General features: G+C 53.3%; 20 protein-coding genes. 16 read left to right on the top strand and 4 right to left on the bottom strand.

What is annotated here, in order from left to right; all coding sequences use genetic code 11:
• Positions 1-9 precede the first annotated feature (9 nt).
• Positions 10-1554, bottom strand: a complete 1545-nt coding sequence (locus ACLW56_RS06825; RefSeq protein ID WP_330983039.1) for a PTS transporter subunit EIIC — start codon at positions 1552-1554, stop codon at positions 10-12.
• Between the two features lie 297 nt (positions 1555-1851).
• Between ACLW56_RS06825 and ACLW56_RS06820 the strand changes: the two genes are divergently transcribed.
• The 6 genes from ACLW56_RS06820 to ispG all read left to right on the top strand — a co-directional run bounded on the left by ACLW56_RS06820 (position 1852) and on the right by ispG (position 13449).
• A complete protein-coding gene (locus tag ACLW56_RS06820; RefSeq protein WP_330983038.1) occupies positions 1852-6807 on the top strand; it encodes an alpha-2-macroglobulin in 4956 nt (1651 codons plus the stop codon).
• 1 nt (position 6808) lies between these two features.
• Positions 6809-9133, top strand: coding sequence for a peptidoglycan glycosyltransferase PbpC (pbpC, locus tag ACLW56_RS06815; RefSeq protein ID WP_330983037.1), 2325 nt, complete (start codon positions 6809-6811; stop codon positions 9131-9133).
• Positions 9134-9287: 154 nt separating this feature from the next.
• Positions 9288-9719, top strand: a complete 432-nt coding sequence (gene ndk / locus ACLW56_RS06810) for a nucleoside-diphosphate kinase (RefSeq protein WP_330983036.1) — start codon at positions 9288-9290, stop codon at positions 9717-9719.
• 163 nt (positions 9720-9882) lie between these two features.
• On the top strand, positions 9883-11049 hold the full coding sequence (locus ACLW56_RS06805) for a bifunctional tRNA (adenosine(37)-C2)-methyltransferase TrmG/ribosomal RNA large subunit methyltransferase RlmN (RefSeq protein ID WP_330983035.1): 1167 nt from the start codon (positions 9883-9885) through the stop codon (positions 11047-11049).
• 244 nt (positions 11050-11293) lie between these two features.
• Complete coding sequence (rodZ, locus tag ACLW56_RS06800; protein WP_330983034.1) at positions 11294-12301, top strand: cytoskeleton protein RodZ; 1008 nt, start codon at positions 11294-11296, stop codon at positions 12299-12301.
• Positions 12302-12327: 26 nt separating this feature from the next.
• Positions 12328-13449 (top strand): flavodoxin-dependent (E)-4-hydroxy-3-methylbut-2-enyl-diphosphate synthase, encoded by a 1122-nt coding sequence (gene ispG, locus ACLW56_RS06795; RefSeq protein ID WP_330983033.1) that lies wholly within the window; start codon positions 12328-12330, stop codon positions 13447-13449.
• A gap of 22 nt (positions 13450-13471) precedes the next feature.
• On the opposite strand, the gene ACLW56_RS06790 is transcribed toward ispG, so the two are convergent.
• Positions 13472-13699 carry a hypothetical protein gene (locus ACLW56_RS06790; RefSeq protein WP_330983032.1) on the bottom strand — a complete coding sequence of 76 codons (228 nt, stop codon included), beginning with the start codon at positions 13697-13699 and terminating at the stop codon, positions 13472-13474.
• Here ACLW56_RS06790 and hisS point away from each other — a divergent pair.
• The 4 genes from hisS (at position 13686) to der (ending at position 18367) form a co-directional block, all read left to right on the top strand.
• Positions 13686-14960 carry a histidine--tRNA ligase gene (gene hisS, locus ACLW56_RS06785; RefSeq protein WP_330983031.1) on the top strand — a complete coding sequence of 425 codons (1275 nt, stop codon included), beginning with the start codon at positions 13686-13688 and terminating at the stop codon, positions 14958-14960. The two genes, ACLW56_RS06790 and hisS, sit on opposite strands and share 14 nt — an antisense overlap.
• A gap of 33 nt (positions 14961-14993) precedes the next feature.
• Positions 14994-15614, top strand: coding sequence for a YfgM family protein (locus ACLW56_RS06780; RefSeq protein WP_330983030.1), 621 nt, complete (start codon positions 14994-14996; stop codon positions 15612-15614).
• Between the two features lie 10 nt (positions 15615-15624).
• On the top strand, positions 15625-16803 hold the full coding sequence (gene bamB, locus ACLW56_RS06775) for an outer membrane protein assembly factor BamB (RefSeq protein WP_330983029.1): 1179 nt from the start codon (positions 15625-15627) through the stop codon (positions 16801-16803).
• Positions 16804-16888: 85 nt separating this feature from the next.
• On the top strand, positions 16889-18367 hold the full coding sequence (gene der / locus ACLW56_RS06770; protein ID WP_330983028.1) for a ribosome biogenesis GTPase Der: 1479 nt from the start codon (positions 16889-16891) through the stop codon (positions 18365-18367).
• 399 nt (positions 18368-18766) lie between these two features.
• Here der and ACLW56_RS06765 read toward each other — a convergent pair whose 3' ends face one another.
• On the bottom strand, positions 18767-19576 hold the full coding sequence (locus tag ACLW56_RS06765; RefSeq protein WP_330983027.1) for a DUF2971 domain-containing protein: 810 nt from the start codon (positions 19574-19576) through the stop codon (positions 18767-18769).
• Positions 19577-19593: 17 nt separating this feature from the next.
• The gene (locus ACLW56_RS06760; protein ID WP_330983026.1) at positions 19594-19884 is read right to left on the bottom strand and encodes a hypothetical protein; all 291 of its coding nucleotides are present in this window, start codon (positions 19882-19884) and stop codon (positions 19594-19596) included.
• A 227-nt stretch (positions 19885-20111) separates the two neighbouring features.
• Here ACLW56_RS06760 and ACLW56_RS06755 point away from each other — a divergent pair, with 227 nt between their 5' ends.
• The 6 genes from ACLW56_RS06755 (at position 20112) to ACLW56_RS06730 (ending at position 25616) form a co-directional block, all read left to right on the top strand.
• On the top strand, positions 20112-20603 hold the full coding sequence (locus ACLW56_RS06755) for an Hcp family type VI secretion system effector (protein WP_330983025.1): 492 nt from the start codon (positions 20112-20114) through the stop codon (positions 20601-20603).
• Positions 20579-21151: a DUF2778 domain-containing protein gene (locus tag ACLW56_RS06750; RefSeq protein WP_330983024.1), complete on the top strand. Its 573-nt coding sequence runs from the start codon at positions 20579-20581 to the stop codon at positions 21149-21151. Before ACLW56_RS06755 ends, ACLW56_RS06750 begins: the two co-directional genes overlap by 25 nt.
• Positions 21135-21407 carry a hypothetical protein gene (locus ACLW56_RS06745; RefSeq protein ID WP_330983023.1) on the top strand — a complete coding sequence of 91 codons (273 nt, stop codon included), beginning with the start codon at positions 21135-21137 and terminating at the stop codon, positions 21405-21407. Before ACLW56_RS06750 ends, ACLW56_RS06745 begins: the two co-directional genes overlap by 17 nt.
• Before the next feature lie 402 nt (positions 21408-21809).
• Positions 21810-22238: a hypothetical protein gene (locus ACLW56_RS06740; RefSeq protein WP_330983022.1), complete on the top strand. Its 429-nt coding sequence runs from the start codon at positions 21810-21812 to the stop codon at positions 22236-22238.
• 670 nt (positions 22239-22908) lie between these two features.
• Positions 22909-24462, top strand: a complete 1554-nt coding sequence (locus tag ACLW56_RS06735) for a peptide MFS transporter (RefSeq protein ID WP_330983021.1) — start codon at positions 22909-22911, stop codon at positions 24460-24462.
• 62 nt (positions 24463-24524) lie between these two features.
• The gene (locus tag ACLW56_RS06730; RefSeq protein ID WP_330983020.1) at positions 24525-25616 is read left to right on the top strand and encodes a Gfo/Idh/MocA family oxidoreductase; all 1092 of its coding nucleotides are present in this window, start codon (positions 24525-24527) and stop codon (positions 25614-25616) included.
• Positions 25617-25644 lie beyond the last annotated feature (28 nt).

Here is a 25644-nt window from a genome sequence, read left to right as displayed (position 1 = left end):
ATTGCTCCTTCAGAGAAACGTCTCAACGGCTTCTCGCATTTTTTTGACGTGCAGCCCGTAGACCACCTGAACGTTGTTGCCTTGCTTGATAATGCCTTTCGCACCCGTCGCCTTCAGTCCCGGTTCGTCAATCAGGGCGACATCTTTCACCGTGACGCGCAGGCGGGTGTAGCAGTTGTCCACCACTTCAATATTTTCGCGGCCGCCGAGGCCCTTGATGATGCTTTCACCCACCCCGTCCTGGCCGCCTTTGGCCTGATAGTCCTGTTTGCTGTAGAGCCGGGTTTGCTGGGCGTCATCTTCGCGGCCCGGCGTTTTCATGTCGAAGCGCAGGATCAGGAAACGGAACAAAACAAAGTAGAGGGCGAACATGATGGTACCGACCACGATATACAGCGGCCAGTTAGATTTCGTGGTGCCCAGCGGCAGGTTATAGAGGATGAAATCGATGATGCCGTTCGCGCCGATGGCATGTACGCCGAACAGTGAGAACAGCATCATGCCGATGCCGGTCAGCACTGCATGCACCACGAACAGCAGCGGGGCGACAAACAGGAAGGAAAACTCGATGGGCTCGGTGACGCCCACCAGTAGCGACGTCAGTGCCGCAGGAATGAGGATCGCTTTGGCTGCGGCCTTGCGCTCGGGTTTGGCCGTGACGTACATCGCCAGCGCTGCGGCGGGCAGGCCAAACATTTTGCTGATCCCGCGGGCATCCCACACCACAGTGCTGCTCAGTTGTTTCACCTGTGGGCAGGCAATCTCAGCGAAATAGATATTGCGCGCCCCCTGATACAGCGAGCCGCAGACCTCCTTCGTGCCGCCCAACTCGGTATAAAGGAACGGTGTATAAACCAGATGATGCAGGCCGGTGGGCACCAGAATGCGCTCAAGGAAACCATAAACCAGCACGCCAACCGCCCCGGAGCCTTTGATGCCCAGCGCCACGGCGCTGATGCCGTGTTGAGCAAAGGGCCACAGCTCGCTCATGAGCACGCCAAGCAGCATGGCAACCGGCAGCATTACGATGGCAACAAAGCAGTGCCCGGAATAGACGGCCATCGCCCCGTTAAACTGTACGCCGGAATATTTGTTGTACAGATAACCGGACAGCGCGCCCGTCAGGATCCCAGCGAAGACGCCCATCTCCAGTACCTGCACGCCCAGCACCATACTTTGTCCAGCGGCTTTCATCTGTTCGACCGGAGCGAGTTGCCCCTGAAGCTGAAGGGTGACATTCATGGCATTGATAAACACCACAAAAGTCACCAGCCCAATCAGCGCCGCGTAGCCCTTATCGCGTGCCGCCAGCCCAATCGGGATGCCAACCGCAAACACTAATGCCAGATTCACCAGCACCGAAACGGCAGATTTGGCGATCAACTGACCAAGGTTTTGCACCAGTGGGTTCGCCAGAAAGGGCAGATACCCGGCGAGACTGCCGTTACCCAGCACGTTCCCGAGGGCGATAAACAGACCGACAATCGGTAAGATAAGCACCGGTCCGTATAATGACTTTCCGAAGTTTTGTAGGGCGTTCACGGCTCGTTTCATCACGTTCTCTCTTAGGTGAACCGCGCACTCAGGGTGCGTCTGAGGGATAACGTTAGCAGGCGTGAGGCAGGTAAATCTATTTATCTGATTGTTTTAAAAACAAATGACGCGGAAGGTAACAGGTAACCTTCTGCGCTGTGATCGGACTATCAGCAGGCGGCGAGGCGGTGGGCGAAAGGATCCGCGATTTTCCCAAATACTGCATTTATCAGAATTTTTTTGCTGTTGGTAAAAGTGTTAATTCCGCATAATACTGTGTTGACGAAAATTTGAGGCTTTCGGGCCAGAGGTTAATGGATGAAACCGTATCGAATCGCTGCGCTGTCGCTCGCGCTGCTCACCGCCGTGTCGCTAAGTGGTTGTGATGATAAGGACACGCCGCAGGTCGCAAAACCTGCTGCATCAACGTCGGACACCCAGCCTAAGGCGATTTCCGCTAAGCCTGATGCCGCCGCGCTCGAAAAGCTCGCTGCACAAAGCCAGGGCAAAGCACTTACCTTGATTGATGCATCTGAAGTGCAGCTTGACGGCGCCGCGACGCTGGTCCTGACTTTCTCCATTCCCCTTGACCCGGTGCAGGATTTTTCCAGCCGGGTGCATCTGGTCGATAAAAAAAGCGGCAAGGTGGACGGTGCCTGGGAACTGGCCCCGAATCTCAAAGAACTGCGCATGCGCCACCTTGAGCCGAAGCGCAATCTGGTGCTGACCGTTGATCCTGATCTGGTGGCGGTGAATAAAGCCAGCTTTGACAAGACTTACGAAAAAGCCATCGAGACGCGTGATATCGCGCCAAGCGTCGGTTTCGCCAGCCGTGGCTCGTTGCTGCCGGGCAAAGTGGTGGCCGGGCTGCCAGTGATGGCGCTTAACGTCAATAACGTTGACGTTAACTTCTTCCGTATCAAACCTGAATCACTGGCCGCTTTTGTCAGCCAGTGGGAATACCGCAGCTCGCTCAGCAACTGGGAGTCCGATGAGCTGCTGAAAATGGCCGATCTGGTGTACACCGGCCGTTTTGACCTGAATCCTGAACGCAATACCCGCGAAAAACTTCTGCTGCCTTTAAGCGACATCAAGCCGTTGCAGCAGGCGGGGGTGTACGTGGCGGTGATGAATCAGGCCGGGCATTACACCTACAGCAATGCCGCCACGCTGTTTACCCTCAGCGATATTGGCGTGTCCGTACACCGTTATCATAACCGCCTCGATATCTTCACCCAGAGTCTGGAAAACGGCGCGGCGCAAAGCGGCATCGACGTGCAGTTGCTGAATGACAAAGGCCAGACGCTGGCTCAGGCCAACAGCGATGGTAAAGGCCATGTCACCTTGCAAACCGACAAGGAAGCCGCGCTGCTGCTGGCACGCAAAGACGGGCAAACCACACTGCTGGATTTGAAGCTCCCGGCGCTGGATCTGTCGGAGTTTGATATCGCCGGTGCGCCGGGGTACAGCAAGCAGTTCTTTATGTTCGGCCCGCGCGACCTCTATCGCCCTGGTGAAACCGTGATTGTGAACGGGCTGCTGCGCGACAGCGATGGCAAACCGCTGGCGGATCAACCCGTGAAGCTGGAAGTGGTTCAGCCGGACGGGCAGGTGGTTCGCACCGTGATGAGTAAAGCGGTGAATGGCCTGTATCAGTTCAACTGGAAACTGGATGCCAGCGCGGCGACAGGCATGTGGCATGTCCGCGCCAGTGCCGGTGACAACCAGAAACGCGAGTGGGATTTCCACGTAGAAGATTTCATGCCCGAGCGCATGGCCTTAAATCTGACACCTGAAAAAGCGCCCATCGACTCGTCGGACGAAGTGAAGTTCGGCGTGACGGGCTATTACCTGTATGGCGCACCAGCCAACGGCAATGCCTTGCAGGGCAAACTTTTCCTGCGCCCGCTGCGTGAAGCCGTTGCTGCACTGCCGGGCTACCAGTTTGGCGATATCGCCGAAGAAAACCTGTCCCGCACGCTCGATGAAGTGCAGATGAAGCTGGATGATAAAGGGCGCGGTGAAGTCACGACCGAAAGCCAGTGGCAGGAAACGCACTCGCCTTTACAGGTTATCTTGCAGGCAAGCCTGCTTGAGTCTGGCGGCCGTCCTGTGACGCGTCGTGCTGAACAGGCGATCTGGCCTGCTGAAGCGTTGGCGGGGATTCGCCCTGAATTTGCCAGCAAAGCGGTGTATGACTATCGCACCGACAGCACCACCAATCAGCCCATTGTCGATGAAGACAGCAATGCGGCTTTCGACATTGTTTACGCCAACGCTCAGGGCGAGAAAAAAGCCGTATCAGGCTTGCAGGTTCGCCTGATTCGCGAACGCCGTGACTACTCGTGGAACTGGTCTGACAGCGAAGGCTGGCAGTCACAGTATGATCAAAAGGATCTGGTCGAAGGCGAGCAAACTCTGGATTTGAAAGCCGATGAAACGGGCAAAGTCAGCTTCCCGGTAGAGTGGGGCTCATACCGCCTGGAAGTAAAAGCGCCAGATGAAACCGTCAGCAGCGTTCGCTTCTGGGCGGGCTACAGCTGGCAGGATAACAGTGATGGCACCGGGGCGGCGCGTCCTGATCGTGTGACCATGAAACTCGACAAACCAGCCTACACCGCAGGTGACACCATTAAGCTGCATATCTCGGCACCTGCCGCAGGGAAAGGCTATGCGATGGTGGAATCCAGTGAAGGCCCGCTGTGGTGGCAGGAAATTGACGTGCCTGAACAAGGCATGGATCTGTCGATTCCGGTCGATCAGAAGTGGAACCGCCACGACCTCTATCTCAGCACGCTGGTGATTCGCCCTGGCGATAAATCAAAATCTGCCACGCCGAAACGTGCTGTTGGCTTACTGCATCTGCCGCTTGGGGATGAAAATCGCCGCCTGAATGTGGCCCTTGATACGCCGCAGAAGATGCGTCCGAATCAGCCATTAACGGTGAAAATCAAAGCCAGCGTGAAAGACGGTGCTTTGCCAAAACAGGTGAACGTGCTGGTCTCCGCGGTGGACAGCGGTGTGCTGAATATTACGGATTATGCGACGCCCGATCCGTGGAATGCCTTCTTTGGACAGAAACGCTATGGCGCAGATATCTATGATATTTACGGCCAGGTGATTGAAGGTCAGGGCCGTCTTGCCAGCCTGAAATTTGGTGGCGATGGTGATGAACTGAAACGTGGCGGCAAACCGCCGGTCAATCACGTGACGATTGTTGCCCAGCAGGCTCAGCCTGTCACACTGGACGACAAAGGTGAAGGCACCGTTACGCTGCCGATTGGTGATTTCAACGGCGAACTGCGCGTGATGGCTCAAGCCTGGACCGCAGAGGATTTCGGCAGCAGCGACAGTAAAGTAGTTGTTGCCGCGCCAGTGATTGCAGAACTCAACACGCCACGCTTTATGGCGAGTGGCGACAACAGCCGTCTGACGCTGGATGTCACTAACCTGACGGACCAACCGCAGGCGCTGAATGTCCAGTTGACGACCAGCGGGTTGTTGCAACTGCAGGGTGCTCAGCCGCAGCCGATGAAGCTTGAGCCTGGCGCTCGCATGACGCTGTTTATTCCTGTCAGTGCGGGTGATGGTTTTGGTGAAGGTGCCGTTCAGGCGACCGTCACCGGCCTGACGCTGCCGGGCGAAACCTTCGCGCCATTGCAGAAAGAGTGGAAAATTGGTGTGCGTCCTGCCTTCCCGGCGCAAACGGTGAATACCGGGATTGCCCTGCAACCGGGTGAAAGCTGGACAGCGCCAGCCGCGCACGTTGAAGGATTCTCCCCAGCCACGCTGGAAGGGCAACTGTTGTTCAGCGGCAAGCCGCCACTGAATCTGGGGCGCTATATTCGCGAACTGAAAGCTTATCCTTACGGTTGTCTGGAACAAACGACCAGTGGCCTGTTCCCGCAGCTTTATACCAATGCAGCGCAGCTCAAAGCGCTGGGCATTGCCGGAGACAGCGACGATAAACGTCGTGCTGCCGTTGATATCGGTATCTCTCGCCTGTTGCAAATGCAGCGTGACGACGGCGGTTTTGCGTTGTGGGATAAGGAAGGCGCGGAAGAGTACTGGCTGACGGCGTATGTGATGGATTTCCTCACTCGCGCCAGCGAACAAGGCTACAGCGTCCCAGCGGATGCCCTTACCAAAGGTAATAACCGTCTGCTGCGTTATCTGCAGGAACCGGGCCTGATGACCATTCGCTACACCGATGATTCACAGGCAAGCCGCTTCGCGGTGCAGTCTTATGCGGCACTGGTGTTGGCTCGTCAGCAAAAAGCGCCATTGGGTGCACTGCGCGAAATCTGGGAGCGTAATGCTCAGGCCAAAGCAGGCTTGCCGTTAGTGCAACTGGGCCTGGCGTTGAAAGCGATGGGCGATGCGCCACGCGGCGAACTGGCTATCCAGCAAGGGCTGAAAACCCCAAGACAGGATAACACTCGCTGGATGGCGGATTACGGCAGCGTGCTGCGCGACAATGCGCTGATGCTGAGTCTGCTGGAAGAGAACAAGCTGCTGCCAGAGGCACAGAACACGTTGCTCAACACCCTGTCTCAGCAGGCGTTCGGCGAGCGCTGGTTGTCGACTCAGGAAATGAACGCGCTGTTCCTGGCGGCGAAAGGCTTGCAGGACTTGCCGGGCAACTGGCAGGCACAAACGTCGCTGCAGCCGGAAGCCCTGAGCGGTGATAAAGCGCTGTCGCGTAACCTGACCGCCGATCAACTGACTTCGCTCAGCGTGAAAAACACCGGAACTCAGCCACTGTGGCTGCGTCTGGACAGCAGCGGTTACCCGGAATATGCCCCACAGCCTTCCAGCAATGTGCTGCAGATTGAACGTCAGTTCTTTGGCACGGAGGGGCAGTTGAAGTCGCTCTCTTCCCTGCGTAGCGGCGATCTGGTGCTGGTGCAGCTGCAAATCAAAGCCAACCAGAATGTGCCGGATGCGCTGGTGGTTGATCTGCTGCCTGCCGGGCTGGAGCTGGAAAACCAGAATCTGGCGAACAGCAGTGCCAGCCTGCAGGACAACGGGGCGGAAGTGCAGAACTTGCTGAACCAGATGCAGCAGGCCGATATTCAGCATATCGAATTCCGTGACGATCGGTTTGTTGCGGCGGTGGCGGTGAATCAGGGGCAGCCTGTCACGTTGGTGTACCTTGCGCGTGCCGTCACGCCGGGCACCTATGATGTTCCTGTGTCGCAGGTGGAATCGATGTACGTTCCACAATGGCGGGCAACCGGAACAGCAGACGGGCCGCTGATCATCGTTCCGTAAGATGCGATTAACCCTGCTCAAAAAATCCCGTTGGCGGTGGCTGGCGGGATTTTTCATTTCACTGTGTCTGGCCGTCTGGCTGGCAGACAGGATCTGGCCGTTGCCGTTGAAAGAAGTCGCACCCGCGCGAGTGGTGGTGGCAGAAGACGGTACACCGCTGTGGCGCTTCGCTGATGCAGAAGGGATCTGGCGCTATCCAGTCACCATCGAAGATGTCTCGCCGCGTTATTTACAGGCGTTGATCCAGTATGAAGATCGCTGGTTCTGGGATCATCCCGGTGTAAATCCATTCTCGGTGCTGCGTGCTGCATGGCAGGATCTTCGTGCAGGACGAGTTATCTCCGGTGGCAGCACGCTCACGATGCAGGTTGCGCGTCTGCTCGATCCTCATTCACGAACGCTTGGGGGCAAAATCCGCCAGCTCTGGCGTGCCTTCCAACTTGAGTGGCATCTTGATAAACGGCAGATCCTGACGCTTTACCTTAATCGTGCGCCTTTTGGCGGCACGCTTCAGGGGATTGGCGCCGCAAGCTGGGCCTATCTTGGAAAACCCCCGCAACAGCTGAGTTACTCTGAGGCTGCGTTGCTCGCTGTGCTGCCTCAGGCACCCAGTCGTTTGCGCCCGGATCGCTGGCCTGAACGTGCTCAGGCAGCGCGTGACAAAGTTCTGCAACGTATGCTCACGCAAAAAGTGTGGTCCGCGCAGGTGGTGAAAGAGGCTCGGCAGGAACCTGTCTGGCTGTTCCCAAGGCAAATGCCCCAACTGGCACCGCTTTTTTCCCGACGCGTGCTTGCCAGTAGCCGCAATGAGAAAGTCGTCACCACGCTGGATGCGTCATTGCAGCGTCAGCTGGAAGAACTGGCACTGAACTGGAAATCACGTTTGCCGCCACGCAGTTCGCTGGCGATGATCGTCGTCGATCATACCAATATGAAAGTGCGTGGCTGGGTGGGGTCGGTCGATATCAATGACGACAGCCGCTTCGGGCACGTTGATATGGTTAGCGCCATTCGTTCGCCGGGATCGGTGCTAAAACCGTTTATCTACGGCCTGGCAATGGATGACGGGCTCATTCATCCGGCCTCTTTGCTTCAGGATGTGCCGAGGCGCTTCAGTGATTACCGGCCCGGCAATTTTGACAGCGGCTTCCACGGGCCAGTCAGCATGAGTGATGCGCTGGTGCGATCGCTGAATCTTCCTGCGGTACAAGTGCTGGAGGCTTATGGGCCAAAGCAATTTGCCGCCCGTTTACGAAACGCTGGTCTGCCTCTCATCTTACCTAACGGCGCGGAGCCAAATCTTTCGCTGATCCTGGGCGGTGCAGGGGCGAGGCTGGCTGATATCACCGCCGCCTACAGCGCCTTCGCACGTCATGGGCAGGCCGGACGGTTGCGCATGTTAGAGGGCGATCCGCTGATCGAACGCCTGCTGCTTTCACCGGGATCGGCGTGGATCATCCGCCGCATTCTGGCCGGGGAAGATCAGCCGCTACCGGATGGCTCTCTGCCGTCGGTCGTTCCTTTGGCCTGGAAAACGGGCACCAGCTACGGCTATCGCGACGCGTGGGCGATGGGGATCAATGCTCGTTATGTGATTGGTATCTGGACAGGCCGCCCGGACGGAACGCCTGTTGTCGGGCAATTCGGCTTTATCAGCGCCGTGCCGCTGCTAAACCAGGTCAGCAATATGCTGCTCTCGCGTAGCGCTTCGGTTAAAAATGGTCTGCCTGTCGATCCTCGTCCGGCTTCGGTGAGTGCTGGCACTGTTTGCTGGCCAAGCGGGCAGTCACTTGATGCCGGGGACACCAACTGCCGTCGCCGGTTATCCACCTGGTTGCTGGACAACAGCCAGCCGCCGACGTTGCTGTTGCCGGGGCAGGAAGGCTTGCGAGGGATTCGTTTCCCCGTCTGGTTGAATCAGCAAGGCGAACGCGTGGCGGCGGACTGTCCGGGCGCACAGCAGCAAAACCTGGATGTCTGGCCGCTCCCGCTGGAACCGTGGCTGCCTGTGGGCGAACGTCGTGCGGCGCGTTTACCTGTGGCGTCTAAAACCTGCCCGCCATTACATCAGCAGGATTTGATCCCCCTGACGCTGTCGGGCGTGCGTGATGGCATGGTGATCAAGCGCCTTCCGGGGGCAAAGCAAGCTTCACTGGCATTACAAACGAGCGGGGGAGAAGGGCGGCGCTGGTGGTATTTCAACGGTGAACCACTGGAGTCGGCAGGGAATACTGCCACGCTGGTGCTTGACCATGCCGGAGAGTATCAGTTGGTGGTGATGGACGAGGCGGGACAAACGGCGACGGCGAGTTTCAGCCTGCAATAAGAGGATTCTTGCGCCTTGGTCGTGAGTGTTGCTCAAAGTCGTCTTATTTTAAAAAAATGTTACCTTAAGCCATAGGCAGCAGGATTATTGCTCATTATAATGCGCGCCAGGTCATACGTCCGTATGCACAACAACACAATATTTAGAGGTTATCATGGCTATTGAACGTACTTTTTCCATCATTAAGCCGAACGCGGTGGCAAAAAACGTTATTGGCAACATCTTTGCGCGCTTTGAAGCAGCAGGGTTCAAGATTGTCGGTACCAAAATGCTGCACCTGACCGTTGAGCAGGCTCGTGGCTTTTACGCTGAACACGACGGTAAGCCCTTCTTCGATGGTCTGGTTGAGTTCATGACTTCTGGCCCAATCGTGGTGTCCGTGCTGGAAAGCGAAAATGCTGTGCAGCGTCACCGTGACCTGCTGGGCGCAACCAACCCGGCGAACGCGCTGGCTGGCACCCTGCGTGCAGACTACGCTGACAGCTTCACCGAGAACGGCACCCACGGCTCTGACTCCGTTGAGTCTGCAAAACGTGAAATCGCCTACTTCTTCGGTGAAGGCGAAGTGTGCGCTCGTACCCGTTAATCGGGTATTACACTTTATTTCACTGATGTCGCGTGCAAACGTGGCATCCGTGCGCCAGAATTTGTACAATGTCACGCCCCCGGACGAGCAAACCGCTCACCGGGGCGTTTCTTTTTCAACCCTCCAGGGGCCATAACGTGTAACAACGAGGCCGGAAAACATTATGTCTGATTTAGTTAACACCACTGAAGTCGTCACGCCTGCCATTCCTGAAAAAAACGGAAAAATTAACCTGCTGGATTTAAACCGTCAGCAGATGCGTGAGTTTTTCCAGAACTTAGGCGAGAAGCCTTTCCGCGCCGATCAGGTGATGAAGTGGTTGTATCACTACTGCTGTGACGACTTTGATGAGATGACTGACATCAACAAAGTCCTGCGCACCAAACTCAAAGAACTGGCTGAAATCCGCGCTCCGGAAGTCGTGGAAGAGCAGCGTTCTTCTGATGGCACCATCAAATGGGCGATTGCCGTAGGCGATCAGCGCGTTGAAACCGTGTACATCCCGGAAGACGATCGCGCCACATTGTGCGTCTCTTCACAGGTGGGTTGTGCGCTGGAGTGTAAATTCTGTTCCACGGCGCAGCAGGGCTTTAACCGTAACCTGCGCGTTTCAGAAATTATCGGCCAGGTCTGGCGTGCGGCGAAAATTATCGGCGCGCAGAAGAAAACGGGCGTGCGTCCCATCACCAACGTGGTGATGATGGGCATGGGTGAGCCGCTGCTCAACCTGACCAACGTCGTGCCAGCGATGGAAATCATGCTCGATGATTTCGGATTCGGCCTGTCCAAGCGCCGTGTAACCCTGTCTACTTCAGGCGTGGTTCCTGCGCTGGATAAACTGGGTGATATGATTGACGTCGCGCTGGCCATTTCCCTGCACGCGCCGAACGATGGAATTCGTAACGAAATCGTACCGATTAATAAGAAGTACAATATCGAAACGTTCCTCGCCGCGGTTCGCCGTTATCTGGAAAAATCTAACGCTAATCAGGGCCGTGTCACCATTGAGTACGTTATGCTGGATCACGTCAACGATGGCACCGAGCACGCTCATCAGTTGGCTGAGCTGCTGAAAGACACGCCTTGCAAGATAAACCTGATTCCATGGAACCCGTTCCCAGGGGCGCCATATGGTCGCAGTTCTAACAGCCGAATCGACCGTTTCTCCAAAGTGTTGATGGGCTATGGTTTCACCACTATCGTGCGTAAAACGCGTGGTGATGATATCGATGCCGCGTGTGGTCAGCTGGCAGGCGATGTTATCGATCGAACTAAGCGTACGATGCGCAAACGCATGCAGGGTGAACCGATCGACGTTAAAGCGGTCTGATAAATAGTCTCTAATGCACGTTTTTGTGCGCAGGGACTGAAATGTTTAAGGAATAACCGAAACGCACTGATCCAGTTAATAATTACGGTGCGTTTCTGCAAGGATTGAGGCAGTATGTAGCGGGCAACAACAGGTTAGCCATGCGTTTTTATACTGCCTGTCTGATGACGGGCAATCAGATGTTTCGCGGTGCAGGTTCACCCCGCACCAGAACCTTAAATTTACGTACCAGCAACTGTAGCGAATGAATACTGAAGCCACTCAAGATCAACAAGCAGCACAAACTACGGGTACGCGTCTGCGTAATGCCCGTGAACAACTCGGACTCAGCCAGCAAGCTGTCGCCGAACGCTTATGCCTGAAGGTTTCCACCGTGCGTGACATTGAGGACGACAAGGCACCCGCCGAGCTTGCTTCAACGTTCCTGCGAGGCTATATCCGTTCCTACGCCCGTTTTGTCCATATTCCTGAAGAAGAACTGCTGCCGATGATGGCAAAAGAGATGCCAGCGCACGCCGCGAAAGTGACCATGGGGCAGAATATGTCTCTGGGCAAACGTCGCAAAAAACGTGACGGTTGGTTAATGAGCTTCACCTGGCTGGTGCTGTTTGTGGTGATTGGCCTGACGGGCGCGTGGTGGTGGCAGAACCACAAGGCCCAGCAGGAAGAGATCACCACCATGGCCGATCAATCCAGCGCTGAGCTGAATGCGAACGACAGCAACAGCGGTCAAAATGTACCGCTGGACACCAGCGGTACGCAAACTCAGGCGCCAGATGCGACGGCTGATAATGCTCAGACGGCGGCACCAGAAACCACAGCACCTGCACCGGATGTGCAGAACAATGCCGTTGTCCCGCCTTCTCAGGCAAACGTCGACAACGCCGCAACAGCAAATACGGCAGCTCCAGCAGCCAACGCAGAAACTCCAGCAGTCAACCCCGCAGATCCGCTGCCGACCGATCAGGCTGGCGCAACGGCAGACGCTAGCGCGCTGGTGATGAATTTCAACGCTGACTGCTGGCTGGAAGTCACCGACTCTACGGGCAAAAAGTTGTTCAGCGGGTTGCAACGTAAAGACGGTACGCTCAATCTAGCTGGCCAGGCTCCGTACAAACTCAAAATTGGCGCACCAGCGGCCGTTCAGATCCAGTTCCAGGGTAAGCCGGTTGATCTGAGCCGTTTTATCAGAGCAAACCAGGTTGCACGTTTGACCCTTAATGCCGAACAATCGCCGGCTCAGGCTCAGTAATAAACGCGTACTGCGGGAGATTTTTCATGCATAACCAGGCTCCAATTCAACGTAGAAAATCAACGCGTATTTACGTTGGGAACGTGCCTGTTGGCGATGGAGCTCCTATCGCCGTACAGTCCATGACCAACACGCGCACCACCGATGTGGAAGCAACGGTTAACCAGATCAAAGCGCTTGAACGTGTCGGTGCCGACATCGTTCGTGTTTCCGTTCCAACGATGGACGCGGCGGAAGCTTTCAAGCTCATCAAGCAGCAGGTTACTGTCCCGCTGGTGGCTGATATCCACTTTGACTACCGCATTGCGTTGAAAGTGGCTGAATACGGCGTTGACTGTTTACGTATCAATCCGGGCAATATCGGCAACGAAGAGCGTATTCGCATGGTTGTTGACTGCGCGCGCGACAAAAATATTCCTATCCGCATCGGCGTGAACGCCGGATCGCTCGAAAAAGATCTGCAAGAAAAATATGGCGAGCCAACGCCTCAGGCGCTGCTCGAATCTGCCATGCGTCATGTGGATCATCTGGATCGTCTGAACTTCGATCAATTCAAAATCAGCGTGAAAGCGTCTGATGTGTTCCTCGCTGTGGAATCTTACCGCCTTCTGGCGAAGCAAATCGATCAGCCTCTGCATCTGGGGATCACCGAAGCGGGTGGTGCTCGTGCTGGCGCAGTGAAATCTGCGATCGGTTTGGGTTTACTGCTGTCAGAAGGGATCGGCGATACGCTGCGTATCTCGTTGGCTGCGGATCCTATTGAAGAGATCAAAGTCGGTTTCGACATTCTCAAGTCGTTGCGCATCCGCGCGCGCGGGATCAACTTCATCGCTTGCCCAACCTGTTCACGTCAGGAATTTGATGTGATCGGTACGGTTAACGCACTGGAGCAGCGTCTGGAAGACATTATCACGCCAATGGATGTGTCCATTATCGGTTGTGTCGTGAATGGTCCAGGCGAAGCACTGGTTTCCACGCTCGGCGTGACCGGCGGCAATAAGAAAAGCGGCCTGTACGAAGACGGCGTGCGTAAAGACCGTCTGGATAACGACGATATGATTAGCCAGCTTGAAGCCCGTATTCGTGCCAAAGCCAGCATCCTCGACGAAGCTCGTCGCATTGACGTTCAGCAGGTCGAAGCAAAATAACATCCAGATGAAGGGCGGTCGTTCATTTCTTCACCAAATCAGCGCCAGCCCTGAAATCAAAACAAAGAAAATCAATGCATTGATTTTCGACTGACACCCACAAAGCAGGAAAAACACCACTTTTACCTGCTTTGTCCGTCATTACGACTTGGGAAGCAGCACGCTTCCCGTGTATGATTGAACCCGCAGGCGCACCGGCGTCAGGGTTCATTTTTGTATCTATAAAGAGAAAACACGTGGCAAAAAACATTCAAGCCATTCGCGGCATGAACGATTACCTGCCGGGCGATACCGCTCTTTGGCAGCGCATTGAAGGCACGCTGAAACAGGTGCTCGGCAGCTACGGTTACAGCGAAATCCGTTTGCCGATTGTAGAGCAGACCCCGTTATTCAAACGCGCTATCGGTGAAGTCACCGACGTGGTTGAAAAAGAGATGTACACCTTTGAGGACCGCAATGGCGACAGCCTGACGCTGCGTCCTGAAGGCACTGCGGGCTGCGTACGCGCCGGCATCGAACATGGTCTTCTGTACAATCAGGAACAGCGTCTGTGGTACATCGGTCCGATGTTCCGCCACGAGCGTCCGCAGAAAGGGCGTTACCGCCAGTTCCATCAGTTGGGTTGCGAAGTGTTTGGTCTGCAAGGCCCGGACATTGACGCCGAGCTGATCATGCTGACGGCCCGCTGGTGGCGTGCGCTGGGCATTTCTGAGCATGTCAGCCTGGAACTGAATTCCATCGGTTCCCTGGAAGCGCGTGCGAACTATCGTGATGCGCTGGTAGCCTATCTTGAGCAGTTCAAAGATAAGCTCGATGAAGACTGCAAACGTCGCATGTATACCAACCCGCTGCGTGTGCTGGATTCCAAGAACCCGGACGTGCAGGCGTTGCTGGATGATGCGCCAGCGCTCGGCGATTATCTGGACGAAGAGTCTCGCGAACACTTTGCAGGCCTTTGTGCTTTGCTGGATGCGGCAGGCATTGCCTATACCGTGAATCAGCGTCTGGTGCGTGGCCTCGACTACTACAACCGCACGGTGTTTGAGTGGGTTACCAGCAGCCTCGGCTCTCAGGGCACTGTCTGTGCCGGTGGTCGTTATGACGGTCTGGTTGAACAATTAGGCGGGCGTGCAACGCCGGCTGTCGGTTTTGCGATGGGCCTTGAGCGATTAGTTTTGCTGGTTCAGGCCGTTAATCCGGAATTTAAAGCCGATCCTGTTGTCGATATATACCTGGTCGCTTCTGGCGCCGATACTCAGTCAGCCGCACTGCGTCTGGCGGAAGCGGTACGCGACGAGCTGCCGGGCATCAAGCTGATGACCAACCATGGCGGTGGTAACTTCAAGAAGCAGTTTGCTCGTGCTGATAAATGGGGCGCTCGCGCCGCACTGGTACTGGGTGAATCTGAAGTGGCGGACCGCAATGTGGTGGTGAAAGATTTGCGCTCTGGTGAGCAGGCGACTGTAACGCAGGACAGCGTTGCCGCGCATTTGCGCACATTGCTGGGTTAATCGCCCGGGAAAATTATTCAGGAGAAGAACTGCGTGGAAGTCTACAGTAACGAAAACGAACAGGTCGACGCCATTAAGAATTTCTTTGCTGAGAATGGCAAAGCGCTGGCGGTAGGCGTGATTCTGGGTATTGGGGCGCTGGTTGGCTGGCGCTACTGGAACTCGCATCAGGAAAATACCTCCCGTGAGTCTTCACAGGCCTATGAAAATGCCGTGACAGCGGTGAAGGCGAACAAGCCAGAAACCTTTGCCGCTGCGGAAAAATTCGCAGCGAGCGAGAAGAACACCTACGGTGCATTTGCCGGGCTCGAACTGGCACAGCAGTTTGTTGATGCTAACCAGTTGGACAAAGCAGAAAAACAGTTGCAGCTTGGCTTAGCCGCTGCTTCTGACGATAACCTGAAATCCGTTATCAACATGCGTCTGGCCCGTGTGCAGTTGCAGATGAAACAGCCTGATGCCGCCTTAAAAACCCTCGAAGGGATTAAAGGGGAAGGTTGGGCTGCCATCGTCGCGGATTTACGCGGTGAGATTCTGTTAAGCAAAGGCGACAAGCAGGGGGCTCGCGCCGCCTGGGAAGCTGGCGTGAAAAGTAATGCTTCACCTGCGCTCAGCGAAATGATGCGCATGAAAATGAATAATTTGTCCATCTGAGAGGGACTCGATGCAATTGCGTAAATTACTTTTGCCAGGACTGCTGTCTGTTACGTTATTGAGCGGTTGTTCACTGTTTAGCGGCGAAGAAGACGTGGTCAAAATGTCCCCGCTGCCAACGGTTGAAAACCAGTTTACGCCGTCTACTTCCTGGAGCACGTCCGTGGGTAGCGGTATTGATGATTTCTACTCTAACCTGCATCCGGCGATTGCCGATGGCAACGTCTACGCGGCAGACCGTAAAGGTACTGTGAAGGCTGTTAACGCCAATGACGGGAAAGAACTCTGGTCTGTGAACCTGGCTGAAAAAGATGGCTGGTTCTCTCGTGCGCCTGCGCTGCTTTCTGGCGGTGTTACGGTTGCCGGCGGTCACGTCTATATCGGCTCTGAAAAAGCGCAGGTTTATGCTCTGAACAGCAGCGACGGTAGCGTTGCCTGGCAAACTCGCGTTGCCGGTGAAGCACTGTCTCGACCGGTTGCCAGCGATGGCATGGTGCTGATTCACACCAGCAACGGCCAGCTGCAGGCGCTGAATGAAAGCGACGGTGCGATTAAGTGGACCGTTAACCTCGACATGCCTGCGCTCTCTCTGCGTGGCGAATCTGCACCGGCAACAGCCTTTGGTGCGGTGATTGTCGGGGGTGATAACGGTCGCGTTAACGCCGTGCTGATGCAGCAAGGTCAGCTGATTTGGCAGCAACGTATTTCTCAGGCCACTGGCCCAACCGAAATCGATCGTCTTAGCGATGTCGACACCACGCCGGTTATCGTAGATGGCGTTGTTTATGCGCTGGCTTACAACGGCAACCTGACGGCGCTGGATCTGCGCAGCGGCCAGATCATGTGGAAACGTGAACTGGGTTCGGTGAACGATTTTGTTGTTGAAGGCAACCGTATCTATCTGGTCGATCAGAATGACCGCGTGCTGGCACTCAGCACGGACGGTGGCGTGACGCTGTGGACACAAAGCGATCTGCTGCACCGCCTGCTGACCGCTCCGGTGTTGTATAATGGAAGTCTGGTCGTCGGTGATAGCGAAGGCTACATGCACTGGCTGGACCCGCAGGACGGACACTTTGTCGCTCAGCAAAAAGTAGACAGCTCTGGTTTCCTGACCGAGCCCGTACAGGCTGACGGTCAACTGGTTATCCAGGCGAAAGACGGCACGCTGTACGCTATTACGCGCTAAGTCTTTTTGCGGTTTGCATTGCAAGACGGCTCCTGTTTGAAGCAGGGGCCGTTTTACTGTTTTTAGAATTAATGAGGCATTTAACATGGTACCTGTGGTCGCGCTTGTCGGGCGCCCTAACGTTGGAAAATCCACGCTGTTCAACCGCCTGACGCGTACACGAGATGCGCTGGTCGCGGATTTCCCGGGTCTGACTCGTGACCGTAAGTACGGTCGTGCTGAAGTGGAAGGCCGCGAGTTTATCTGTATCGATACCGGCGGTATCGACGGCACCGAAGAAGGTGTGGAAACCCGCATGGCGGAACAATCCCTGCTGGCGATTGAAGAAGCGGATGTCGTGCTGTTTATGGTTGATGCCCGTGCAGGCCTGATGCCTGCAGACGTGGCGATTGCCAAACACCTGCGCTCCCGTGAAAAGCCAACTTTCCTGGTGGCGAACAAAACGGACGGTATCGACCCGGATCAAGCGATGGCCGATTTCTGGTCACTCGGCTTAGGCAATATTCATCCGATCGCCGCTTCACACGGTCGTGGTGTCACCAGCCTGATTGAAGAAGCCTTGCTGCCGTTTATGGAAGAAATTGCGCCAGCGGAAGAAGTGGACGAAGACGCTGAATACTGGGCACAGTTCGAAGCCGAGCAGAATGGTGAAGAAGCTGAAGAGCCGGAAGACGATTTCGACCCGCGCAGCCTGCCCATCAAACTGGCTATCGTTGGCCGTCCTAACGTCGGTAAGTCAACGCTAACTAACCGTATTCTCGGTGAAGATCGCGTCGTTGTTTATGACATGCCGGGCACCACTCGCGACAGCATTTACATTCCGATGGAACGCGATGAACGTGAATACGTTCTGATCGACACCGCCGGGGTGCGTAAGCGCGGTAAAATCACGGATACCGTTGAGAAATTCTCCGTTATAAAAACGCTGCAGGCGATTGAAGACGCCAACGTGGTGATGCTGGTTATCGATGCCCGTGAAGGCATTTCCGATCAGGATCTCTCGCTGCTGGGCTTTATCCTCAATAGTGGGCGCTCACTGGTCATCGTGGTCAACAAATGGGATGGCCTGAGCAACGAAGTGCGTGAGCAGGTCAAAGAGACCCTCGACTTCCGTCTGGGCTTTATCGACTTTGCGCGTGTGCACTTTATCTCCGCATTGCACGGCAGTGGCGTAGGTAACCTGTTTGAATCCGTTCGCGAAGCTTACGACAGCTCAACCAAACGTCAGAGTACCGCGATGCTGACCCGCATCATGAACATGGCCGCAGACGATCACCAGCCACCGCTGGTCCGTGGTCGTCGTGTGAAGCTGAAGTACGCGCATGCTGGCGGTTACAACCCACCAATTGTGGTGATTCACGGCAACCAGGTGAAAGACCTGCCGGACTCCTACAAACGCTATCTGATGAACTATTTCCGTAAATCACTGGACGTAATGGGCACGCCTATCCGCATTCAGTTCAAGGAAGGCGAGAACCCGTTTGCCAACAAGCGCAACACGCTGACGCCAAACCAGATGCGTAAACGTAAGCGTCTGATTAAGCACATCAAAAAAGGCAAATAACGATTCACTGAAAATCATCCGCTTTCAAAAAATCCAGAAGCCTGCATTGTGTCGGGCTTTTTTGCTATCAAGGGCTAGCATAACGATGCATCACAGCTCATAACTCAGTTGTACCCGTGGATGTACTCAATGGGTTTGGGTATAAAAATGAGTACCCATTCATGATCTATCCCGCATTGGGTACAACTGGAGGGCTGTTACGCCAAAGCTAAAGCCTGGATTAAATCGAATGAACGGTTTGAAGGGAGATCAGACAGCGATGGGCTTCAGATGGACTGCGCCGTAATCACGGCCAGCGCATGGCAACGGGCGTTAAGTTTGATGTCGGTTTCGCAGTAGCTGATTAAGCCGAGGGTTTGATCTGAGAAACAGCCCGTATAAAAGCGGGCTGCATGTATATTAATCGAGTGTTATCTTTTTGCAACTTGTTCCTTTTTCTGTGTGCTGAAAATATAGCGCTTCGCCATTTGACCATGAAGTAAATTTTTCTGTGAACTCAGAGGAGATTGCTTTTATTGCTTCGCCACAGTCAAAAATCTCTGATGGTGTTATAGATATCGAATGCTGGTTATCATCAAACTTGGCTTCAAAAGATATAATATTAAAGAGAATGCGGTTACCTTCAGAGCGTATATAACGTTCCTTGCTTTTCCTCAAAAGAATCTCTCGAATGATTTTTTTATTATCCTCAGTCATTCTCATTCCATAAATAACCCCAGCTATTTGGTTGCTGTCATAGTGAAAAATTCTATCTATTGGTGATAATGCTGAACCTGCGGGGGTGTATAATCTTGCCTCTTGCTCATATTCCCAACATACAGATTTCGTTAAATACAACTTTTCTATGTTTTCCCAATATAGTTTGTGATCTTCAGAAGAAAACTCCTCTCCATAGACACGTTTGGGGAATAAAGTAAAACCATCTATACTTTGTCTGACTCCATATTGCACATCGTGAACCTTGAAGTTCCTGTTATTACATGGTGAATCCTGCTGACTTGTTTTGAATGATGAGTTATAGTTTAATGGGCTTTGGTTAATGTGACCATCGATGCTCCTGAATAAAAGGCAGAATCCTTCATGCTTGCCCGTATAATGTGACCACATTAATGCATTTTGATAGGTCTTTGAAAATGAAACTGAGCATCCCTCTGATGGGAGATAGGTAGAGATTTTATTTCTTAAAATTTCTGCAAGAGGTGTCGCCATTCCTTGTTGAGATGGGGCTAACGCAGTTGATATTTTTTTAATAAAAAATCAGGCGATTCAGTCAGCATTCTTACTGAAATAGGTGAGTTTTTAGCAAAGATATCGGCGATTTTAGTTGTGTCTACAGATATATTTTTCCAAGCGAAATCCAAAAGCCGTTTCCACTTTGGATAGTCCTCGCTCAGTTCATACGTAATTATTCCATCAAGTGGGTCGTTTAGTTCTCGGGGATATGAAAAATATAATTCATCGTAAAGCAATTCTTTGACTGACAGAGTGCTCATTGGGCGAAATCGGTAATACAGCATATGATTATCCTGAAGAATTAAAACCCATATTATATATTAGGAGGTATCTCCTTTTAATTGAATAAGTTGCAATGAAGATAGGGTGTGATGCAAAAAGTGAAATGATTGGTTTTTCTGCATGTTCATTTTCAGAGTTTACACGCAATAAATAGCATCTTTAGTTTAAGAAATAGCACCACGCAAGCGTAAGAAAGTAGGAGGATTAAACTCACTGAAAGGATAATGACATGGCTGTTCCTGCCTATATTTGGCTCTACAACTCTGCTGGAACCCTGATCCAAGGGAGTAGCAACGTTTTGTTGCGTGAGGGTGCAATTGAAATGCAGAGCTTTAACCACGGCGTACACATTCCTTACGATAATACCTTTGGCAAACTTACCGGCACGCGTGTGCATGATCAGCTAAGTTTCACCAAAGAGCTGGATAAGGCCACTCCTTACCTGAACCGTGCCGTCTGTCAGGGCGAAACACTCCAGCAGGCGATCATTAAGTGGTATCGGATTAATGACGCAGGTGTAGAGGAGGAATTCATGCACATCATTTTGGAAAACGTCAAAGTGGTGGCAGTCACGCCAGTGATGCACAACTTTAAGAATACTGGCGGCCAGATGAACAATCCTACTGAATCTGTTTCGCTGGCGTATGAAAGTATTACCTGGCTTTATCTCGACGGGAATATTTCATACACAGACTCATGGAATCAGCGAGTGGTGGCTTGATGATCAGCTGCAGAGTCGATTTTAATCATCTCTATGACGAAGGCCGCGTGGCCCGTTTGGATGTGGGGGGCGTTGGTTCGTTTCCGGTTTTTTCTGGGTTGGGTGATCTGGCAAACAAGCCAGAATGTTCATACATGACGAACGCCACCGTGCCTCCGGGTAGTTACTGGATAGTTGATCGCCCGGAAGGTAGCTTTTACTCCCACACTCAAACCTGGTTTAAACACGCATTCACAGGTAATAACTATTACGACTGGTTTGCGTTGTTCAGAAAGGATGGGCTCGTTGATGACTATATGAATTTTGACGTCGATGCACGCCATCACTACCAGCGCGGCCATTTCCGCTTACACCCGCCACGGCCTGACGGTTCAGGTATCAGTGAGGGCTGCATAACTTTTTTCCTATCGCGTGATTTTTACGTGGTACGCGCTGCGTTGCTGAAAGCCCACCGTCACCGTATTTTACAGGGGGACAAGCTCTGGGCTTATGGTGAAGTAACGGTGATCGGTAATGCTTCAGGGGGCTGCAATGTCACTTCTGGCTAAGTGGTCGTTACGCCTCCTGGTGTTTTTGGCAATCACATTTGTCCTGATGCTTTCAGGGATATTCGACCCGCTGGCCGAAAGCCTGAAATATACAGTCACAAATCTGATGAATTACATCCCGACTGAGAAGCTGGAGCCTTACCCTGATCGCGTAGAGGATAACTATTTCACGATGTACATCGTGTTTAATGCGCTGGCGGCGGCTGTGGCCGTATTCCTCGGGGAAAAGGTAGTTTGGCTGGTGCGTAATACTTAAAACAGTCAGGCGGCAATCAAGCCGCCTTTGTTTAAATGCTTATCTGCAGAAATCTGGCGGAGAGGGGGGGCGAATCTCTGGAGGCCGCAGCCAGCATGACGGCCCGCTTGATCGAATTTTTACACCTGCGAAATTAAAAAACTCCACTGCGCAAAATGCGAAAAAGTTCGCGCAAAATTCAAGTGCGCGGAAACGTAAAAACGTCGCTGCAGCCCTCGCCGTTGCTAGATTTTTTGTTGAGAAAAACCTGGTGTTACCTGATCCGGAAAGATCCGCTTTTTTGGGGGGAGTGCGCAGAAAAAAGATGTGCAGACAGTTACGGATAGTTGGGCCTTCGCGCAGTTTACGCTGGTGTAGATCTGATATTCTGCTGGTTTTGGCTTTTGAGGGAGGCTATGACAAATGGGTGAACCGATTGAAATTGAGGGGACTACACTCTCATTCGGGCTACCGTATATTCTGGTTGTCAAGAAACTGAATAAACCAGTGTCTAATAATCGGCGGCGATTTAGTTATTCCTTACGATATGCAAATCAGGATTTTGCCTGGCTGGGGCCAGAAATGTTAATTCGAGAGAAGGATTTCAAAATCCTGTTGGAAAATGCTTATAAATTCCCCTCCCATGATATCAGTGGGATCAAGTTCCGTTTCTGGCTGCACCAATCAGAAGACTATTCGCAGTATTGGGATCTGCTAAAGATGGTCGCAGGTTTTGAGTGCATTTGTTTGGAGAGCAATCAAATCGGCTACCGTGATACAGCGGGAGTCATGGAAGATACTACCTACGCTTACTACAAAGCCAGAAAAGCGGCTGAGTCCTTTGGAGCGTGATTTTAATCACTAATCTGCGTAGGATTGAGTAACTTTCATTGATTGATAATCATACAGAACAGTTGAGAACTCCTGCTCTTCGTGTACACAAGGGTGTACACAGATCATTGTAATAAGTGGTTAATTCCTTTAAAAACAGTCGAAATGGCGCTTATTTGTTTTTCACATCAAAAAAGGCAAATAACGCGCTATCGCGATTTGCCGCGTTCTGTCAAAGCCCGCATTCTTGCGGGCTGAGATTGATGACAAACCTCTAACGAGTGCAGTTTTGTCATTAGCGACCGAACAAAAAATAAGGAAAATCAATTCATTGATTTTCGGCTGCTCACCACAAAGAAGGAAAAACCACGCTTTTTCCTTCTTTGTCAGCAATCTGAGCCCGCATTCTTGCGGGCTTTTTCATTCGCCATCCTCACACATTATTGCGGTTTGTATGAGTCCTGATAATGTCAATCACTATCCCTTTTGTGCCAACATAAAATCTAAGAAAATAGACAAACGTCGAATTTTCATCTTAAAGTCCCTGACCGCTCACCAGATAAAGCTGGCGCCGGGTTATCAAATGGTTAAATAATACTTCGCCGATTGTCAATGAATGGCCGGATAAATAACTGGCTGACGGACAAATCTGTGCTTGCAAATGCGACAACATCTTTAGTTGGGAGAGTTTATGTATTCCTCTGGTAGTAAAAACGAAAGCCGAACGTTCTTCGGTCATCCTTATCCGCTTGGCTCACTGTTCTTCACGGAAATGTGGGAGCGGTTCTCGTTCTATGGCATTCGTCCTTTACTGATCCTGTTTATGGCGGCGACCGTCTATGACGGCGGCATGGGGCTGGCGCGTGAAAATGCTTCTGCCATCGTCGGCATTTTCGCTGGCAGCATGTATCTGGCTGCGTTGCCCGGTGGTTGGTTAGCCGATAACTGGTTAGGGCAACAAAAAGCAGTCTGGTACGGTTCCATCCTGATTGCGCTGGGTCACCTGTCGATTGCTCTGTCCGCCATGATGGGTGACAGCCTGTTCTTCATCGGCCTGATGTTTATTGTGCTCGGCTCAGGCCTGTTCAAGACCTGTATCTCGGTCATGGTGGGCACCCTGTATAAAAAGGGTGATGCACGCCGTGACGGCGGTTTCTCGCTGTTCTACATGGGCATCAACATGGGGTCGTTCATCGCGCCCTTGATTTCCGGCTGGCTGATCAAAACCCACGGCTGGCACTGGGGCTTTGGTATCGGCGGTATCGGTATGTTGGTGGCGCTGGTTATTTTCCGCATCTTTGCGGTCCCGGCGATGAAACGCTACGACAACGAAGTGGGCCTGGATTCCACCTGGAACAGCCCGGTAGCGAAGAAAAACGGTGTGGGCGGCTGGTTACTGGCTTTAGCCGTGGGTGTGGCGATTATTGTCGCGCTGATTTCTATGGGCGTGATTGTCATTAATCCTGTCGCCGTTGCCAGCACGCTGGTTTACGTGATTGCGGCGTCGGTCGCGTTGTACTTTATTTATCTGTTTGCGTTTGCTGGCCTGACCCGAAAAGAGCGCGCCAGACTGTTGGTCTGTTTCATCTTGCTGGTTTCTGCGGCCTTCTTCTGGTCTGCGTTCGAACAAAAGCCGACCTCTTTTAACCTGTTCGCCAACGATTACACCAACCGTATGATCGGTGATTTTGAAATCCCGGCCGTCTGGTTCCAGTCCATCAACGCCCTGTTTATTATTCTGCTGGCACCTGTATTCAGCTGGGCATGGCCGATGCTGGCGCGTAAAAACGTACGCCTGAGCAGTATGACTAAGTTTGTCATCGGCATTTTGTTTGCGGCCGCGGGCTTTGGCCTGATGATGCTTGCTGCAAAGGACGTGCTGAGCAACGGCGGCGCGGGCGTATCTCCACTGTGGCTGGTCGGCAGTATCCTGATGCTGACGCTGGGTGAACTGTGTCTGAGCCCGATTGGTCTGGCGACCATGACGCTGCTGGCACCGGAAAGAATGCGCGGTCAGATGATGGGGCTTTGGTTCTGCGCAAGCGCGCTGGGCAACCTCGCAGCGGGCCTGATTGGCGGTCACGTGAAAGCGGATCAGCTGGATATGCTGCCTGATCTCTTCGCTCGCTGCTCAATCGCCCTGCTGATTTGTGCTGCGGTGCTGATTATCCTCATCGTTCCGGTTCGCCGGATGCTGGAAAACGTTCAGACCAAACCTGAGCAAAAATCGGTAACCAACGCCTGAGTGTCATTTGGTCTTGCCGGGGGTAGGATAGGCCCCCGGTAATCCAATGAACGAGGTGAAAGATGCATGTAGGATTTATTGGTCTTGGTGCTGTCCTGGAGACAGCGTATTTACCCGCATTACACCGCCTCTTTGATGCTTCTTTACGCTGTTCAGGGTTTGATATTCAACCTGAACGGCAACCCCGCGGCGTAAACCGCTGCGCCTCTCTCGCTGCACTTCTTGCCGAGCCTCTTGAGACGTTGTTTATCACCACCTCCTCACTCTGGCACTTGCCCGTGCTTGAGCAGGCGCTTCAATCAGATATTCCCCGCATAGTGATAGAGAAACCCGTTGCCGCGAGCCTCGCGCAGCTTGAGCATCTTCAGGCGTTACTGGCGCTGCCCGAAAATCGAGACCGTGTACTGGCGTTGGATCACTGGATGGCGCGAGATGGCGTTACACAACTGATTCACGGCAAGCTTGAAAATGACTGGCAGCCAGAAGCAGGTGCTTCCGCGACAGGGCCATTGAGCACCTCTCTTGCCGATGTCGTGAAAATCGAAGGTTTCCTGCAGGAGCCAAGCGGTTTTAACGAGCAAGGCGAGCCGATAGCGCTGAATTTTGCCACCGGCGAACCGGATACTCGCACGCTGCGTCACCCGGACGGTGTGATTGTCGATATCGGCACCCACGTGCTGGCGATGATGCATGAAACGCTTGCGGCGGCAGGCGCCAACAATCAGTTAGTGCTTACGCTGACGGAGGCCAGTGACAGGCTGGGCAAGCCGATTGCTCACGGCGACTTCACCACTGCGGAAGGGCGTGCGCATTTGCAAGGTGAAATCAGCGGTGTACCTTTTGATATCTGGCTGAATAAATACGCCGGACCGTCTGGCGGCCAAAAAGGCATTCGCTTGACTCTGCGAGACGGCACGGTGTTGAGTCAGGACCGCAGCGCCACCGGAGAAGTACTGGAAGTGATGAAAGGCGAAACTGTACAGCGCTGGACATTGAACGGCCCGGTTTATGAACGCTGTCTGCAACGCATGATTTTGGGTGAGAACAGCCTGTTTCGTCGCGCGCCGCAGCAGATAAGCCAGTTCACGCATCGTCGTATCGCGGAAGTGACCGCTTTACTGCAATTGCAGCAGCAACTGCGCGGCCCGCATTGAGGGCTGTGATAAAATAGCCCGATGATAT

Source organism: Pantoea sp. sgz302252, assembly GCF_047713085.1.
In the GTDB taxonomy this organism is placed as follows: Bacteria; Pseudomonadota; Gammaproteobacteria; order Enterobacterales; family Enterobacteriaceae; genus Scandinavium.
Note: the sequence above shows the minus strand (reverse complement) of the source record. Positions and strands in the feature narration are given on the sequence as shown.

Bases quoted from the DNA above. Each gene is read 5' to 3' on its own strand.
- ACLW56_RS06790 (WP_330983032.1), bottom strand. From the start codon at position 13,699: ATGTTTTTTGCCACGTGTTTTCTCTTTATAGATACAAAAATGAACCCT.
- ACLW56_RS06745 (WP_330983023.1), top strand. From the start codon at position 21,135: ATGTCACTTCTGGCTAAGTGGTCGTTACGCCTCCTGGTGTTTTTGGCA.
- pbpC (WP_330983037.1), top strand. From the start codon at position 6,809: ATGCGATTAACCCTGCTCAAAAAATCCCGTTGGCGGTGGCTGGCGGGA.
- ACLW56_RS06735 (WP_330983021.1), top strand. From the start codon at position 22,909: ATGTATTCCTCTGGTAGTAAAAACGAAAGCCGAACGTTCTTCGGTCAT.
- der (WP_330983028.1), top strand. From the start codon at position 16,889: ATGGTACCTGTGGTCGCGCTTGTCGGGCGCCCTAACGTTGGAAAATCC.
- ispG (WP_330983033.1), top strand. From the start codon at position 12,328: ATGCATAACCAGGCTCCAATTCAACGTAGAAAATCAACGCGTATTTAC.
- ndk (WP_330983036.1), top strand. From the start codon at position 9,288: ATGGCTATTGAACGTACTTTTTCCATCATTAAGCCGAACGCGGTGGCA.
- ACLW56_RS06740 (WP_330983022.1), top strand. From the start codon at position 21,810: ATGGGTGAACCGATTGAAATTGAGGGGACTACACTCTCATTCGGGCTA.
- ACLW56_RS06755 (WP_330983025.1), top strand. From the start codon at position 20,112: ATGGCTGTTCCTGCCTATATTTGGCTCTACAACTCTGCTGGAACCCTG.
- ACLW56_RS06730 (WP_330983020.1), top strand. From the start codon at position 24,525: ATGCATGTAGGATTTATTGGTCTTGGTGCTGTCCTGGAGACAGCGTAT.
- ACLW56_RS06765 (WP_330983027.1), bottom strand. From the start codon at position 19,576: ATGGCGACACCTCTTGCAGAAATTTTAAGAAATAAAATCTCTACCTAT.
- ACLW56_RS06825 (WP_330983039.1), bottom strand. From the start codon at position 1,554: ATGAAACGAGCCGTGAACGCCCTACAAAACTTCGGAAAGTCATTATAC.
- ACLW56_RS06750 (WP_330983024.1), top strand. From the start codon at position 20,579: ATGGAATCAGCGAGTGGTGGCTTGATGATCAGCTGCAGAGTCGATTTT.
- ACLW56_RS06820 (WP_330983038.1), top strand. From the start codon at position 1,852: ATGAAACCGTATCGAATCGCTGCGCTGTCGCTCGCGCTGCTCACCGCC.
- rodZ (WP_330983034.1), top strand. From the start codon at position 11,294: ATGAATACTGAAGCCACTCAAGATCAACAAGCAGCACAAACTACGGGT.
- ACLW56_RS06760 (WP_330983026.1), bottom strand. From the start codon at position 19,884: ATGCTGTATTACCGATTTCGCCCAATGAGCACTCTGTCAGTCAAAGAA.
- ACLW56_RS06805 (WP_330983035.1), top strand. From the start codon at position 9,883: ATGTCTGATTTAGTTAACACCACTGAAGTCGTCACGCCTGCCATTCCT.
- bamB (WP_330983029.1), top strand. From the start codon at position 15,625: ATGCAATTGCGTAAATTACTTTTGCCAGGACTGCTGTCTGTTACGTTA.